This window comes from Flavobacterium sp. AK-345 (assembly GCF_058310175.1).
On the sequence record NZ_JBZEER010000001.1, the window covers coordinates 402,107 to 416,465 of the forward strand.

A 14,359-nucleotide genomic window follows, 5' to 3' on the forward strand; every position below is an offset into this window, starting at 1 on the left:
ATGTGTTAAAGTTAGGTTTTTGAAAGAATTTTGGCTTATCGAATCGTCTTTTTGACTATACATTTGCCGTATTATTGCGATAAATTGTTTTTAAATTATAAAAAGAGACGGGAGATGATAGTTTTAGGAGACAAAGAATATTACAAAGGAATTGGTCAAATTAATTTTGAAGGAAAGGATTCAGATAATCCTTTGGCATTTAGATATTATAATCCTGAGCAAATTGTGGCAGGCAAAACAATGCGGGAGCATTTTAAATTTGCAGTTGCGTATTGGCATAGCTTTGGAGGAAACGGCGCAGATCTTTTTGGGCAGGCCACTCACAATTTTTCGTGGAATGAATTCAGAGAACCCATTCAGGCGGCAAAGAACAGGGCAGATGCAGCATTTGAATTTATAAGTAAAATGGGTTTTGATTATTTCTGTTTTCACGATTATGATTTGGTACAGGAAGGACAAAATTTTACACAATCAGAGTTGCGATTACTGACAATGACTGATTATTTAAAAGAAAAGAAAGCTGCTTCCGGAATCAAAGTTTTATGGGGAACAGCCAATTGCTCTTCTAATCCGCGATACATGAACGGAGCAGCAACAAATCCTGATTTTAAGGTTGTTGCAAGAGCAGCCGCTCAGGTAAAATTAGCTCTTGATGCTACAATTGCTTTAGATGGTGAAAATTATGTTTTTTGGGGAGCACGTGAAGGATATCTAAGTTTGCTTAATACCGATATGAAACGGGAACTGGATCATATGGGAGAATTTTTATCCAAAGCAAGAGATTATGCCAGACAACAAGGGTTTAAAGGAAATTTTTTAATTGAGCCAAAACCAATGGAACCTTCCAAACATCAGTATGATTTTGACTGTGCAACTGTAATTGGTTTTTTACGAGAATATGGTCTGGATAAAGATTTCAAAATAAATGTCGAAGTCAACCATGCAACATTGGCGCAGCATACTTTTCAGCATGAGTTGCAGGTAGCAGCAATGTCTGGCATGTTAGGCAGTATCGATGCCAATAGGGGAGATTACCAAAATGGTTGGGACACAGCACAATTTCCAAATAATATACAAGAAGTTACAGAAGCTATGCTGGTTTTCTTAAAAGCAGGTGGTTTACAAGGTGGCGGAATAAATTTTGATGCTAAAATAAGAAGGAATTCAACAGATGTAGAAGATATTTTCCTGGCACATATTGGTGGAGCCGATGTTTTTGCCAGAGCTTTGCTTGCAGCAGATAAAATTATAACATCTTCACCTTATGAGAATTTACGACAACAGCGTTACAGTTCTTTTGACAGCGGAAAAGGAAAAGAATTTGAAGAAGGAAAATTAAATTTTAAAGATTTGTATGATATTGCCATTGAAAATGGTGAACTAGAATTACAGAGTGGAAAACAAGAACTTTTCGAAAATATTATCAACCGACATATATAGTTTTCAGTTTATTATTTAAGATGAAAATGATCATAAAACCAAAATCCTGTTTCTTATGAAATAGGATTTTTTTATTTTGTGAACTAATAAGAAGAGCTTAAAAGAATGCTTCATTACTTATTTCTTTCCTCATATTCTTTCACTTGTTTTTTTGTAGAAAGCCCTTTCCAACTCAATTCAATTATTTCAGTTAGCAATTTTCTGTTGTAGTTGTGTATCCACATGCAGATATAAGGATAAGCTTTAAAATGATCCGGTAAGTGAAAAATTTCAGGATGACTGTCTAAATACTTATCGCGTATGTCAAAATCAAGTCTTATTGGAATAAATTCTCCGCTGTCATGAAGTCGACACATTAATTTTCCCCGAACTTTTACAGATGGAGTTCCTTCATGCGAAACACTTTCTTCGGTATTAGGAAATGTCAGGGCAATATTCTTTACTACTTCAAAATCAGCATAGTTAAATTTCATCACTTGTTTATTATTTGTTGCGTTTATTTTAATCAAACATTTAATAATCAATTACAAAGATCAGAAATAGTAACTAGTCTTCGCTATTTTTTTTCTTTAAACAACGTCCTCTTGGTTCATCACCTTCATAAAGTACAATCTCAGAATGAAGAAATTGCGCGGCTTCGGCAGAATCTTTTACTTTAGTAGCACTGCGTTCTAACATGGCAGATTCAAATTCATTTAAAACACTTGCTCTTATTCCCACTTTTCGCCATTGAGACCTGGGATTACATCCTTTTGAGATTCCCCGAGCCAAGGTAAGCGCATCCAGCAACGCCTGATTTGCACCTTGCCCTTTAAACGGACTCATAGGGTGGGCTGCATCTCCAATTAGGGTTACCTGTTTACTTTTTTCTAATAATTCTTTTTTGAGTAATTCCCTGTCATATACAGGGTAACCGGAAATCTGAGCTGCTAGTGTTGCCGTCATAATTTGCGGAATAGGATCGTGCCATTGCGTTCTGCGGCAAGCTTCTTCCTTAAGTGCCTGAGGTCCTCGATCACTTAAAGCCTTAGCCTCATCTTCTGTCATCGGAAAGCTAAGCTGCCACATCACAGAATCTGCTGTATAAGGCATGATATAAATTCGCTCATTTCCATTAGCGGTCTGAAATACCGTGGCAGAGTCTAATAATGAACTGTTTACACCTTCAAGAGAACTTAAAGGGCAAATACCCAATATTACAATACAGCCAAGATAACGCAAAGGGGTACTTTCTTCGCCAATCAATAACCTGCGAACAGAACTTCGAATTCCATCGGCTCCAACTACAAGATCTGCTTTGGCGGTCTTTATCTCGCCATTTACCTGAAAGTTAAGCACAACGCTTTTATCACTGGATTCTTTAAAATTTATTAATTGATGTCCCCACTGTACAGCATCGTGTCCGCCTAATTGCTCCAGTAGTGCCAAACGCAAAGATTGTCGTGCAATATGAATATTGGTGCGTTTGGGAGCCGTTTTTGCGTCTGGATCTATCCATTTTCTAATTCCCCATTCGCCAATTACTTTTCCTTCTGTAGTGTGAACCAGGTGTTTTGTAGAAATCACACCATCTTTCAAAGAGAAAATACCCAATCCTTCAATCGCTTTACTGGCTTGTTGTAAGGTAAGTCCGTAACCCTGAGATCGGGCATTGAAGTTGCTGTCGCGCTCATAAAGCGTAAAAGGAATTCCCCGGTGCAGGCAAGCTACAGCAAGGGCAACGCCGCCAATTCCGCCGCCAATAATAGCAACATGAGGATAGTTTTCTTTATCTGCAACCGGAGGATTAACAGAAGAAAGCAATCCGGATCCCGAACAATTTAAACAAGTATATAAGTGTGCTTTAGGACGAACAGGAGCAATTCCTTCACCGTTTGTTTTTTCAAATTGTTCAAGTGCAGTTTGATAAAGCAGGCGTACTTTTTTGCTAAGTCTTTGACTTTTTTTGCCTCGTCCCTGACATTCCGGACAAATAGTCCAGCTTCTTTCTTCATTTTCGATTTTATCCACGTCCTCTTTTTTCACTTGATTTCACTGCCTTTTATTAGAAAAAATAATCTATAAGTTTATTCTTTTTCCGACGTTGGCAGTTGGCAAATTTAAGCAAAAGATTACCAGTACAAAAGTGTTGAGGAATTTTCGAAGAAAACAGAAACAGTCACAAAAAAAACCGCCTGATTTACAGACGGTTTTACGTTATTCGTTTCGATTAGGATCGGTAAATTCTTCATCGTCTTCATCTAATTCATCCGGCGTTTCATCATCCAATTCCTCCTCAGGTTCTTCGTTATCAAATTCCTGAGGATTCTCTTGATTTATTTCTTCAGTATTTAAATCATTTCCGTAATCCGGCTCGGCATATTCTGTTATGGAATGATCTGTTGAAGGAGATTCAATATCCATTCCCTTATTTATTTTATCTTGAAAATTCTGGTCGTCCTGACGGTTGTTTTCTAATTCATCTAAATTCATAATATAATTTTTTAAATTATTGTAGTTACAGTTTACGGATAAGAGAACTTCTTTTTCCTTTTTATAAAATTAGGAAAGATGCCCTGCTGTATTTTACAGTTATTATACTATGTAATTATATAATTTACAGTTTATGAGATGATTATAATTTGGTAATGGCTTTATTAGTTTTCTTTTGAATAATAAATTGATAGACAGATCCTGCAATAAATAATACCAAAAGAAGTAGTAATGTTTTCCCTATCAAAGGATCATTGATGTCTTTTGCCAAAGGATGCCCAACCGGAATACGGGTAAAAGTTTCATTGACGGTAGGCAGCATAGACAGTAAAAAACTAAAAGAAAGGGCGAAGTTTTCAAAATAGCGTGCTTTGCCATTTTCCTTTTTTCGGAAATAAAGAAAATAGGCCGCCAAAATTAAAATTACAATAAGTAACGACAAAACATGACCCGGGTTAAAACCACCATGTTTTGATAAACCCAAAGCAGTTAATGAAGTAATCAAAGTGGTATAAAAATAGATTTTTCCAGTAAGTTTGCTTAAATCTATTTTGCCATATTTTATGAATGATATAAGTGCAGCTACAATAGCAGCAACACCAATAAGGGTGTGAAAAATCCCTAAATTTGATAGTCCCATACTTAATTATATTTAAAATTCGGTGTCATTATTGACAACGCAAATTTGCAATACAAAAAGTGGAATGATTTTGTAAAAAAGTTCAATTATTTGGCAATTCGGTTCAACTGAAATAAACTTTTGTCTATTGCTTTTTATTTAAATTCAATCGATAATTTGTAGGTGTCATTTTGTATTTGTCGTGAAAGCTTTTGGTGAAATTCGCCAGATCATTAAAACCGCAATCAAAAGCAATATCGGTTATGCGTTTATCAGAAAACAAGAGAAGTTCGGCTGCGTTTTCGAGCCTTTTGGTCTTGATATAATTGGCCGGAGAAGTGTTGTACAATTTTGTAAACTCTCTTTTAAAAGAAGAAATACTAAGATTGGTTTTCTGTGCCAAATCTTCAATACTAACCTGTAAAAACAAATTGGCTTCTATAATTTGTTTAAAAGTATAAATAGTTGGCGAAAAAAGCTGGGACAAAATAACCTGTATCGTTTCTGCATTTTGTGTCTGGGATAATAAAAGTATGATTTCCTTTAATTTTAAAATCAGAATTTCATCATTAACCAAAGATGGATTTTCGAAATAAAATAAAAGTCCTTCAATATATTTCCGAATCAAAAAGTCATTATTTATTTTTTCGTTTGACTGATTTGTAACGTTATTTTTTGGTTTTTGAAGCAGTAAAGGAAGTTCACGATCATAGATTTTTTTTAAAATATCAGTATGAAAACTAATAACAACAATTTCATTTGAACTGTTTGAATTTGAATTGGTTATCCTTTTTCCTGTATTTAAGCAATTTAAAAGTACCGAATAATTTCTGGGAATATCAATTTGTTCTTCATCTACATGAAATTGAATATCACCCTCGAGCGAAAATAAAAAACAAGCGTAATCTGAAACAGGAAAATCAAATTGAAATGGCGTTTTTATTGCAACTTTTTGCATTAGGGTTTTTCCAAACAAATCAATTTTTTTATAATCAGTAACCATTTATATGAAAATATTTTTTGTGTGAAATTGTAAGAATGACATGTTTATTATTCACCAATTTCGATTTTGAATTTGATGTTTGTTTTACTTCCGATTCAAAATTAGGGAATTAAAAGATTGGTTTTGCCTTTATTTTTAGTGCTATTTTTATAAGTTTTAGTAAGGATTGTATAAAGATAAATATCTCTATATCAAGTAATTTTATAAAAATTAAAATTTACGAGATATGAAAACGAATAATCAAAATTCAAATCACTCTGATAAAAGTGGATTTGATAATCGAAGTGACACCAGAAAACATCAATATAAAGAACATGATGAAGTTCTGACAAACGATGAAAATTATGATGTTGACACTAAAAAATTTAAAGGTAAAGAAGAACCTGAATTAGATGATAAACTGAACAATGAAGAGAAAAAATAAACTCTTAGAAAAACGTCTCAAAAATTGAATTTGAGACGTTTTTTTTTGCCTTTTATTTCCATTTTCTTACGATTAAAAAACACACAAAATCTTCTGAAAAAAACAGGCAAAATATTCTGAAAAAAACAGGCTATTTTAGGTTAAAAAATGATGATTTTTCCATTAAAAAAAAGTACATTTACGGCTTTAAAAATACAAGATAAATTACTTAATAATTCATTGTAAATGAGGGTTTTTGCTAGATTTTTCTTAAACTTTTATTATGGTGAATTTGCATGAGATTTTAGAAATAGATTCCAATAATTTTGAGTCCGTAAAAGACATCATTTTTGAGTCAAAATTAATAGATGAAAAACTGTTAAATTTAGAAAATGCCGTGCTATTTATTAAGTATAAATTAGACCGGAATAAAGCTAAAGTTTTTGTCAAAAAAGAAGATGATATTCCTGTAGCATTTATAGTACTTTATTATAAAGTAAACCCACTTTCTAAAATAAAATACAATTGGCATATTTCATATTTATATGTCAAACCAGATTTTAGAAGAAAATATATTGGTAAAGAAATTATAATGAAATGTATTGATTATGCTAAAAAAACAAAAGTTGATCATATTTCCTTAAATACGGACACTGAAAATTATGCTGCACACCAGCTTTATGAGAGTTTTGGTTTTGTCCGGAAAAATTTTATCTCTAACTATTATTATTACGAAATGAAATTATCGTATGAACAATAAAAGAGTTTTCCTGAAATAGCCTGCCTATAAAATCTATTATTACTTATTACCCAAACCTATATTTTATGATTACAACATTACTTAAGAATTATTTAAAAAATTTCAGTCAGTTTTCTGTAGAGGTTAAAGTTTTAGCCATTACAACTTTTATTAACAGAATAGGTGCAATGGTTGTACCGTTTCTTTCTAAATACATGATGGAACAACTTCATTTTACCTACGGTCAGATCGGATGGGTGATGGTGTTTTTTGGTGTAGGTTCTTTTATCGGAACCTGGATTAGCGGTAAATTATCTGATAAAATTGGTTTTTATAAAGTCATGGTTTTTAGCTTATTCACAAGCGGACTTATCTTTATTTTGCTTCAGTTTTTAACTACTTTTTACAGTTTTTGCTTCGGGGTTTTGTTACTAACCACAGTTTCAGATATGTATCGACCGGCAATGTTGGTTTCACTGGATACTTATGCGACCAAAAATGAAAGAACAAAAGCCTTATCGTTAATTCGATCTTCGGTAAATCTGGGTTTTATGTTTGGCCCGCTGATTGGCGGAATCATTATCACTGTTTTAGACTATACTTTTTTATTTTACATTGACGGCTTAACCTGTATTTTGAGTATTTTGTTATTTGCTATTTATGTAAAAGAGAAAAAATTGCCTTTTAAACTTAATAGTTTCAAATATTTAAAAGAAGGAAATTCGATTTTGCAGGACAAACCTTTTTTGATTCATCTGGTTGTTACCTTAATAACAGGTATTTTGTTTTTTCAAATGTTTACGACTCTTTCTCTTTATTACAAGGAAGTATTCAATTTTACAAGTGTAGAAAGTGGTTTGTTTTTAGCATTAAACGGTGTATTAATATTACTTTTTGAACTTTCTATTGTAAGTTATGTAGAATCTAAAAACATCAACAAACTTTTAATGGTGTCGTATGGCGTACTGGCTATGGCGGTGAGTTACTTGTTTTTGTTAATCGAACACAGCATTTTTGCCCTGATAGCAATGATGGTTTTTATGACTATCGGAATTATGCTTACTTTTCCTTTTGCAAATTCATTTGTAAAAAACAGATCTCTTAAAAAACAGGAAGGTAAATTTATGGCTGCTTTTACAATGAGTTATAGTGTTGCCCATATTTTAAGCACAAAAACAGGTATGACAATTGTAACTGATTATGGATATAAAGTCAATTGGGTATTTTTAACCTGTTTAGGATTTGTAGGTTTTCTTTTGGCTTACCGTTTGGTTTTTATTGTAACAAAAGAAAGTGAAACCATCAAGAAGAAAATTGTCAACTCGCTTTTTACGACTACTGCTAAGTAGTTTAAAAATTACCGCAAAGTTCGAAAAGCTATTTTTATTTAATCTCGCAAAGTCGCAGAGTCGCAAAGAAAAACTTAAAAAAAAGAAAAACTTTGTGACTGCGACTTTGCGAGAAATAAATTAGCGATCATTGCGTAAAACCTTGAGCACCTTGCTGTTAAATTTTTATACAGTCATTATAAAAAAAAGCTCGTAGAAATTACCTTTCAACGAGCTTTTTTATTTTGATTTTATATCCGGATTTTTAAATAACAAATAAAAATCAGCTTTAACAGAAAACGATTTTATGGAGATTTCTGATTTAAAATGAATTACATTTTTTCAGTAATATCTTTTTTAAATTTATTCAAAAGAGCTTTAGTCATTCCTAAATTTGCTTTACTTGAATCTACAGCCAAATAAATAAAATATTCGTTGTTTTCTGAAATATCAATAATGTGAATTTGATTTGTTAATGAAATCATGATATCATCAATATTTTGGGCTAAACCTAAAGCACTAATTGCGTTTAATTTTGCTTTTACTACTTCTAAGTTAAAAGCCGAAGCCAACTCAGGATCAAAACTGGCAACAGCAGAGTCACTAAAATAAGAAATACCACTTTTAATTTCGGTTACTGCTACTGCAATATAACCTGGAATGTTTTTTTTAACTTCATCCCCAAATTGTTGTAAAAAATCTGACATATTAAATTGTTTTAAATTATTGTTTGTATTTGTTAATAGCGTCTAATAGTTTGAAGACAATTAAACAGAGATTAAATTTATTTTTTGAAAGCTGTTTTTATGAGACTAGAAATTATTTTTTATTTTTTTTGAACGGTCTACAACATAAGAAACCAGCCATGCAATTTGTCCTTCTTTGGCAAAATAGATTTTCTTTGATTTCAAATCAGGAATACTTTCCAGGCAGGCAATTAAAATATTGTTTCCTGAAATTAAATGTTTCTGGCTGTACGTGTTTATGACCTTATCTGCTTCTCTGCTGGTTTTGGCTAAATTTTCGTACTTAAGAAAATTGTTTTTCAAAATAGCATCATAATTTACAATGTCTTCCATTTTTAACGGCAGAAAATGATCGTCGCTATTACTATTGTAGTATAAAGTTACAAATGCCCAAATTGCTCCGCCAGACAGGTATATCTTCTTTTTTTGAAGTGATATCGGTTTAGTTTTAAGCATTTCCCTAATTTTTTCTCTCAAAACAGGCGAGTATTCAAATGATTTTTCTTTGTATACCTGCATGTCATTTGTTTCTCTGGGAATTACAATCGTTTTATTAATTGCTTCCGTAAGAGTGATAGTACCGTAATCTAATTTTAAAGGAAAAAACTCAAATTTGTTGCCGTTAAGTACATCAACATATCCGCCTTTTGTGTTACCACCACCTATATCCAGAACAATGGAATCCTGATAATCAGAGGGCGGAATAGAACCTTTTAAAAGCATTTTGCCTTCTGTCTCGGCAGTAATAAAATCAAGATCTTTGTTAGTTACTGTTTTTATTTTATCAATTAAGGTTTGTTTATTAGCGGCAAGTGCAACTCCGGAAGAAGCTACAATATAAATATTTTCATCAGTTACACCGTATTTGCTTTTAATTTTCAGAAGATTTTCCAAAACCACAGATCCGGCCTTTTCTATGTCCTCTATAGCAAGATTGCCATCAATGGCGATGCTTCGGGCAATACCAACATTTTCTGTCCAGTATCCCAATATATCGTAGTCTCCTTTTTTAATATTATTTACATCGATTATCGAAATTTTGATTCCCTTACTTCCAATTTCAATTCCTGCATAGCGGCTATCCTGAGCAATTGCCCCAAAAGAAAAGAAAAGAATAAAAAGTAAAAAGTAAGCTTTCAAAAAGTATTTATTTTGCATACGAATTCTTAGTATTAATTTTTAAGCGCTTTTGTATTTTCAATCAAATACGTAATTTTATTACTTACGGTTTATTAATTCGATAATTATATATAAATAGTTTTTTGGTTTTGGTTTGGAACTGCCCTAATTATATAATATCCAGCAACTATATTGCTCTTTCTGTTTTACTTTTTAATAAAATAGTTTAGTGTATTTTTAAAATAAAAGAGCGTGCAAAAGTCACCTTTAAATGCTTAGAAATTTGTAGCAAAATTTTAAACATGCTGTAGAATTAATTCTACATTCGTTCCTGGATTTTATTCTATAAGTTAAGTAGTAATAATTTCTTTTGAAGTGAGAAAAATTTCAAAACATTTGGTAAGAAAACACCGTGAAAGCATTACAAACAGAAGAAACTTCAAAAATTAAAATGAAGGCATAAGTAAGATTTTTTTGAAAAAAAATTTGAGATACGGAACTGAAAAAAAAGTGAATTTTCAGATTTTGGAAAAGGAAAATTGGGAAGTAATTATGTTTTAAAATTAAAAGAAAAATTAATTTTTATACACATTCAAAATTTCAATCAGTTTTACGATATTATTGATGCCGAGTTTATCAAAAATTCGCGTTTTAAAAGTACTTACGGTAGACATTTGAATGTTTAATTTATTTGAAATTTCAAGATTCCCGTCTCCGTTTACCAAAAGCTCAGCCACTTCAATTTCTCTGTCTGATAATTTTTCCAGAGGATTGATCGGTTTTTTTAATAAAGCATTTTCTAAGATTATTTCCTTAACTACATCACTGATGTATTTTCCGGTTTCAAGAAGCGATTTTACGGCTTTAATAATCTCTTCGTCTTTGCTGTATTTATTTAAAAAGCCATTTGCTCCTGCATGTATATAACGTAAGGCATAACGGGACTCGTCATAAGCCGAAAACATCATTATCAACAGATTAGGGTGGCTGGATCTGATTTCTTCAACCATTTTGGTGCTGTTTCCTCCTGGAAGGTTTATATCCAGAAAAAGTAAATCCTGTTTTTCACTCAATTTAGTGAGTAAATCTTCAAAACTATCAGCATGCGTTACAGTTACGCCGTCGAAGGCTTTTTTCAATAATACCGAAACTCCGTGTCGAACTACGCTATGATCATCGACCAATAATATCCTTAAATCTTTCTTCATTTTTATTATATTAAACTGCCTGTAACTAAAAATAAATTTTAGAAAAAAAAGCGGGCAAAACCCGAAATTATAATTTTGTTTAAGGAAGAGGTCGTAAAGTTAAACAACAAATATAGAATAAAGGAATAAAAAGAAGCAGAATAAAATTAGAAAATTTACAATTTCTTAATATATTCCATATGGATTTGATTTCAAAATTTTTTCGATAAACCAGAATTTTATTAATTTAAGCAAAAAGTAAAAGCCTTCAAATCAGTTGATTTTGAAGGCTTTTATACTCAGTTTATATTATGATTTCTTATAATTTGATAAATTCAAGAATATCCTTATTGATGGTTTCTGCCTCTGTAGTTGGCATACCGTGAGGAAATCCCGGATACGAAATTAGTTTTCCATTTTTCAAAAGTTTGGCTGCTCTTGGTGCCTGATCAAAAGGTACGATCTGATCGTCTTCTCCGTGCAAAACCAAAACAGGAATATCTAAGCTTTTAAGATCTTCTGTAAAATCTGATTCAGAGAAAGCTTTTATACCTTCATAATGCGCCAATACAGACCCCATCATTCCCTGACGCCACCAATTGTGCTTAATACCTTCCTGAACCTGTTTTCCTTCGCGGTTCCAGCCGTAAAAAGGTATCGGAAAATCATAAAAATATTGCGCTCTGTTAAATCCTGTGCCTTGTCTTATTTCATCAAAAACAGACAATGGAACACCTTCCGGATTTGTTTCAGATTGTATCATTATTGGTGTAACGGCGCTAATTATTACAGCTTTTGCAACACGTTCTTTTCCGTATTTTGCAGCATATCTTATTACTTCGCCGCCACCGGTTGAGTGACCAACGTGAATAGCATTTTTTAAATCAAGAGCTGCGGTCAATTCAGCGATATCAGATGCGTATGTTTCCATATTGTTTCCTTCAGAACTTTGACCAGAACGGCCATGTCCGCGGCGATCGTGTGCAATTACACGATATCCCTGTTTAAGGAAAAACATCATTTGGGCATCCCAATCATCGCTTGATAAAGGCCAGCCATGGTGAAAAACAATTGGTTGTCCATTTCCCCAATCTTTGTAATAAATCTCTGTTCCGTCTTTTACTGTAAATGTGCTCATCTTTTTTTCGTTTTAAATTAATTATTATTTATTTGTTTTGATTTCTGATACAAATTTATTGACACAGGAGCGGGGCGTCGATTAATGTAGATTAAGAAATAAATATAATCATTTTTAATGTTTTATAAATGCCTGAAAGACTTTTGATTAAGGTGTAAAAAGTTTTTTTAAAAAATTAAAAAACAAACAAAAAAGCCCATTTCGCAAGAAATGGGCTGTCTAAAAAACAAATTCAAAAAAATTAAAACGTCTTCACATCAATTCCGTGCTCTTTCGCATAAGGCAAAGCAAGATCCCATAGTTTTTTATATTTCGCTTCAAAAACAGGAAATGCGTTAACCTCCATATCAGCAATTGCTTTGTCTACCGTTTCTTTTGGTGCTTTTTTATCCATTAAACGGGCAATTTTTACATAATCATTTTCATATTTGTTCTTCACGAAATTAAAAAGATCAAGCGAAGCATCAATCATGGGTTTGGTTTCGTCTGTAGGTTTTAGGTCTTCGATCTTTTTTATAGATTGATTAAGATAGGCAACCTTAAATCTCAAAATATGATCTTCATAAGATTTTGCCGGAAACGTTCCTTTTTCGTCAAAAGCAATAAGCTGATTGGCGTTTTTATTTTGTTCCATTGTTTCAAAATCCTTAGAACCAAATTCCATAAATAAATTTGTGTTTAAGGCAGATATATCGAAATATTCTTCTGGCGTATTTTCCATTTTGCACGATTGCAAAACGATTAAAAGCAAAAATGCTATCAGTATATTTTTTGTTCTCATTTTCATTTTCTTTTTTATAATTATTTCTCTTTTATATGGCGTATACTTAATAATGATTCACAATAAATTTTATTACTGATAGCAATATGATTGTAATTAATTCTATCATAATAACTTGTATTATTCCATTTCAATTTGAATTAAAGCCATTGCAGACTTCTGGCTTCCTTTATCAACGCCTTTATTCCATTGTTCTACGGCTTTTTCCTTTTGACCTAAGATATAATAATAAGTTCCCAGAAGCGTGTAACCTTCAGGTTCCTCCTGCGAAATTATTTTATTTCCAAGGGAAACAATTTCAGGATTTAGCTTTTTTGGTTTTGTGTTTTTTTCAGGATTTAGCAAAGCATCCATGCCCTGATCTTCAATAAGCAGGATTCCGAAATAATCCATACAGGCTTTACTTAACCCCTCATTGCAAAGTTTGCTTATTTTTTCTTTTTTTGCTTTGGCTGCAGTGTCGTCCATCATCATTTCGATTGCCATTTTTTCGCTTGACATTTTATAATATTCATGCAGCAAAGCGGCTTTCTTTTTAGACAAAGCTTCATTTTTTCGATTATTTGCTACGATGGTATCTTTTCGAATCCATGTTTCATTTTCGACCCAGTTTGAAGCTCCAACAAGGGTGTTGTTTTTTATTTTAAATTTAAAAATGCTTTTATCAGGATATAAAATCAGCGAATCGCCTTTGGTAAAATAATCACCGGTTCCGATTCCTGTAATATTTACTTTTCCGTTGCCATCAAATTCAAAAAAAGAATACATATTAGAATCCGATTTTGCCTGATAATATCCCTGAATATTATTATCAATAACCTGACCGACTGCCAAATTTGAAAATGAAACTACAAGCAGTAAATAATAGAATTTTTTCATGATTTTGATTTTTTTATGCAACTTTAAATTCTGTAAAAGCCAGTATTAGACGTAGGTTTCATACTGGCGTTTAGTAATTACTTGATGAAATCAAATTTATCAGTAAATAATTTTCCCACTACAGGAACCGGAATTTCCTGCTCATTATTAGCATTGATGATTCCCATGATCCATAATACTAAAACTACAAGATTTACCAAACTTAAAATGCTTGCCAACGCTGGTACTACAGTTGCAATAATTGTTAAAGCAACAGAAATTATAATCCCTACAATAGCAATCCCTAAACCTTGTTTAAGATGAAATCTTGTTAAAGAATCTTTAACTGTTAATTTATTGTAGTTTACGTAAGCAATAACCCATCCGATAATAGTAATGTACGCAATAATTGAAAGCGTCTTTTTGTTCATGATTTTTAGTTTTAAATTCAAGTTCAAAACTAATCATGTAATCATGAAAAAAATAAAATCTTGTATATACTAACCATCTACAACAGTCAATTGGG

16 protein-coding genes are annotated in these 14,359 nt (G+C 32.1%); 4 read left to right on the top strand and 12 right to left on the bottom strand.

Annotated elements, in window-relative coordinates:
• Positions 1-114 precede the first annotated feature (114 nt).
• Positions 115-1,440: a xylose isomerase gene (xylA, locus tag AC4FQ3_RS01855; protein ID WP_491180646.1), complete on the top strand. Its 1,326-nt coding sequence runs from the start codon at positions 115-117 to the stop codon at positions 1,438-1,440.
• Positions 1,441-1,553: 113 nt separating this feature from the next.
• Here the strand turns inward: xylA and AC4FQ3_RS01860 are convergent, their stop codons facing one another.
• The 5 genes from AC4FQ3_RS01860 to AC4FQ3_RS01880 all read right to left on the bottom strand — a co-directional run bounded on the left by AC4FQ3_RS01860 (position 1,554) and on the right by AC4FQ3_RS01880 (position 5,534).
• A complete protein-coding gene (locus AC4FQ3_RS01860) occupies positions 1,554-1,913 on the bottom strand; it encodes a hypothetical protein (protein WP_491180647.1) in 360 nt (119 codons plus the stop codon).
• A gap of 73 nt (positions 1,914-1,986) precedes the next feature.
• The gene (locus AC4FQ3_RS01865; RefSeq protein WP_491181007.1) at positions 1,987-3,450 is read right to left on the bottom strand and encodes an FAD-dependent oxidoreductase; all 1,464 of its coding nucleotides are present in this window, start codon (positions 3,448-3,450) and stop codon (positions 1,987-1,989) included.
• Between the two features lie 186 nt (positions 3,451-3,636).
• Entirely contained in the window at positions 3,637-3,912 is a 276-nt protein-coding gene (locus tag AC4FQ3_RS01870) for a hypothetical protein (RefSeq protein ID WP_491180648.1), read from the bottom strand.
• Between the two features lie 142 nt (positions 3,913-4,054).
• Positions 4,055-4,552 (bottom strand): hypothetical protein, encoded by a 498-nt coding sequence (locus AC4FQ3_RS01875; protein WP_491180649.1) that lies wholly within the window; start codon positions 4,550-4,552, stop codon positions 4,055-4,057.
• Between the two features lie 124 nt (positions 4,553-4,676).
• The gene (locus AC4FQ3_RS01880) at positions 4,677-5,534 is read right to left on the bottom strand and encodes a helix-turn-helix domain-containing protein (protein ID WP_491180650.1); all 858 of its coding nucleotides are present in this window, start codon (positions 5,532-5,534) and stop codon (positions 4,677-4,679) included.
• Between the two features lie 226 nt (positions 5,535-5,760).
• Between AC4FQ3_RS01880 and AC4FQ3_RS01885 the strand changes: the two genes are divergently transcribed.
• From AC4FQ3_RS01885 to AC4FQ3_RS01895, 3 genes are all read left to right on the top strand, one after another.
• Complete coding sequence (locus AC4FQ3_RS01885) at positions 5,761-5,958, top strand: hypothetical protein (RefSeq protein WP_042563478.1); 198 nt, start codon at positions 5,761-5,763, stop codon at positions 5,956-5,958.
• 262 nt (positions 5,959-6,220) lie between these two features.
• The gene (locus tag AC4FQ3_RS01890; protein ID WP_073394010.1) at positions 6,221-6,697 is read left to right on the top strand and encodes a GNAT family N-acetyltransferase; all 477 of its coding nucleotides are present in this window, start codon (positions 6,221-6,223) and stop codon (positions 6,695-6,697) included.
• A 65-nt stretch (positions 6,698-6,762) separates the two neighbouring features.
• Positions 6,763-8,025, top strand: a complete 1,263-nt coding sequence (locus AC4FQ3_RS01895; RefSeq protein ID WP_302095867.1) for an MFS transporter — start codon at positions 6,763-6,765, stop codon at positions 8,023-8,025.
• A gap of 311 nt (positions 8,026-8,336) precedes the next feature.
• On the opposite strand, the gene AC4FQ3_RS01900 is transcribed toward AC4FQ3_RS01895, so the two are convergent.
• The 7 genes from AC4FQ3_RS01900 to AC4FQ3_RS01930 form a co-directional block, all read right to left on the bottom strand.
• On the bottom strand, positions 8,337-8,711 hold the full coding sequence (locus tag AC4FQ3_RS01900) for a hypothetical protein (protein ID WP_491180651.1): 375 nt from the start codon (positions 8,709-8,711) through the stop codon (positions 8,337-8,339).
• Positions 8,712-8,816: 105 nt separating this feature from the next.
• Positions 8,817-9,908: a Ppx/GppA phosphatase family protein gene (locus AC4FQ3_RS01905; protein WP_491180652.1), complete on the bottom strand. Its 1,092-nt coding sequence runs from the start codon at positions 9,906-9,908 to the stop codon at positions 8,817-8,819.
• 536 nt (positions 9,909-10,444) lie between these two features.
• Positions 10,445-11,077, bottom strand: a complete 633-nt coding sequence (locus AC4FQ3_RS01910; protein ID WP_491180653.1) for a response regulator transcription factor — start codon at positions 11,075-11,077, stop codon at positions 10,445-10,447.
• A gap of 298 nt (positions 11,078-11,375) precedes the next feature.
• The gene (locus tag AC4FQ3_RS01915) at positions 11,376-12,194 is read right to left on the bottom strand and encodes an alpha/beta fold hydrolase (RefSeq protein WP_073394015.1); all 819 of its coding nucleotides are present in this window, start codon (positions 12,192-12,194) and stop codon (positions 11,376-11,378) included.
• 241 nt (positions 12,195-12,435) lie between these two features.
• On the bottom strand, positions 12,436-12,975 hold the full coding sequence (locus tag AC4FQ3_RS01920) for a hypothetical protein (RefSeq protein WP_491180654.1): 540 nt from the start codon (positions 12,973-12,975) through the stop codon (positions 12,436-12,438).
• Between the two features lie 120 nt (positions 12,976-13,095).
• Positions 13,096-13,854 (bottom strand): hypothetical protein, encoded by a 759-nt coding sequence (locus tag AC4FQ3_RS01925; protein ID WP_491180655.1) that lies wholly within the window; start codon positions 13,852-13,854, stop codon positions 13,096-13,098.
• 77 nt (positions 13,855-13,931) lie between these two features.
• Positions 13,932-14,264 carry a magnetosome magnetite crystal formation protein family gene (locus AC4FQ3_RS01930; RefSeq protein ID WP_491180656.1) on the bottom strand — a complete coding sequence of 111 codons (333 nt, stop codon included), beginning with the start codon at positions 14,262-14,264 and terminating at the stop codon, positions 13,932-13,934.
• Positions 14,265-14,359: the final 95 nt, after the last annotated feature.

What these genes read in the sequence shown, in the direction of transcription:
- AC4FQ3_RS01860 (WP_491180647.1), bottom strand. Translation starts at nt 1,913, where the DNA reads ATGAAATTTAACTATGCTGATTTTGAAGTAGTAAAGAATATTGCCCTG.
- AC4FQ3_RS01910 (WP_491180653.1), bottom strand. Translation starts at nt 11,077, where the DNA reads ATGAAGAAAGATTTAAGGATATTATTGGTCGATGATCATAGCGTAGTT.
- AC4FQ3_RS01900 (WP_491180651.1), bottom strand. Translation starts at nt 8,711, where the DNA reads ATGTCAGATTTTTTACAACAATTTGGGGATGAAGTTAAAAAAAACATT.
- AC4FQ3_RS01920 (WP_491180654.1), bottom strand. Translation starts at nt 12,975, where the DNA reads ATGAGAACAAAAAATATACTGATAGCATTTTTGCTTTTAATCGTTTTG.
- AC4FQ3_RS01880 (WP_491180650.1), bottom strand. Translation starts at nt 5,534, where the DNA reads ATGGTTACTGATTATAAAAAAATTGATTTGTTTGGAAAAACCCTAATG.
- xylA (WP_491180646.1), top strand. Translation starts at nt 115, where the DNA reads ATGATAGTTTTAGGAGACAAAGAATATTACAAAGGAATTGGTCAAATT.
- AC4FQ3_RS01895 (WP_302095867.1), top strand. Translation starts at nt 6,763, where the DNA reads ATGATTACAACATTACTTAAGAATTATTTAAAAAATTTCAGTCAGTTT.
- AC4FQ3_RS01890 (WP_073394010.1), top strand. Translation starts at nt 6,221, where the DNA reads ATGGTGAATTTGCATGAGATTTTAGAAATAGATTCCAATAATTTTGAG.
- AC4FQ3_RS01930 (WP_491180656.1), bottom strand. Translation starts at nt 14,264, where the DNA reads ATGAACAAAAAGACGCTTTCAATTATTGCGTACATTACTATTATCGGA.
- AC4FQ3_RS01915 (WP_073394015.1), bottom strand. Translation starts at nt 12,194, where the DNA reads ATGAGCACATTTACAGTAAAAGACGGAACAGAGATTTATTACAAAGAT.
- AC4FQ3_RS01905 (WP_491180652.1), bottom strand. Translation starts at nt 9,908, where the DNA reads ATGCAAAATAAATACTTTTTGAAAGCTTACTTTTTACTTTTTATTCTT.
- AC4FQ3_RS01885 (WP_042563478.1), top strand. Translation starts at nt 5,761, where the DNA reads ATGAAAACGAATAATCAAAATTCAAATCACTCTGATAAAAGTGGATTT.
- AC4FQ3_RS01875 (WP_491180649.1), bottom strand. Translation starts at nt 4,552, where the DNA reads ATGGGACTATCAAATTTAGGGATTTTTCACACCCTTATTGGTGTTGCT.
- AC4FQ3_RS01870 (WP_491180648.1), bottom strand. Translation starts at nt 3,912, where the DNA reads ATGAATTTAGATGAATTAGAAAACAACCGTCAGGACGACCAGAATTTT.
- AC4FQ3_RS01925 (WP_491180655.1), bottom strand. Translation starts at nt 13,854, where the DNA reads ATGAAAAAATTCTATTATTTACTGCTTGTAGTTTCATTTTCAAATTTG.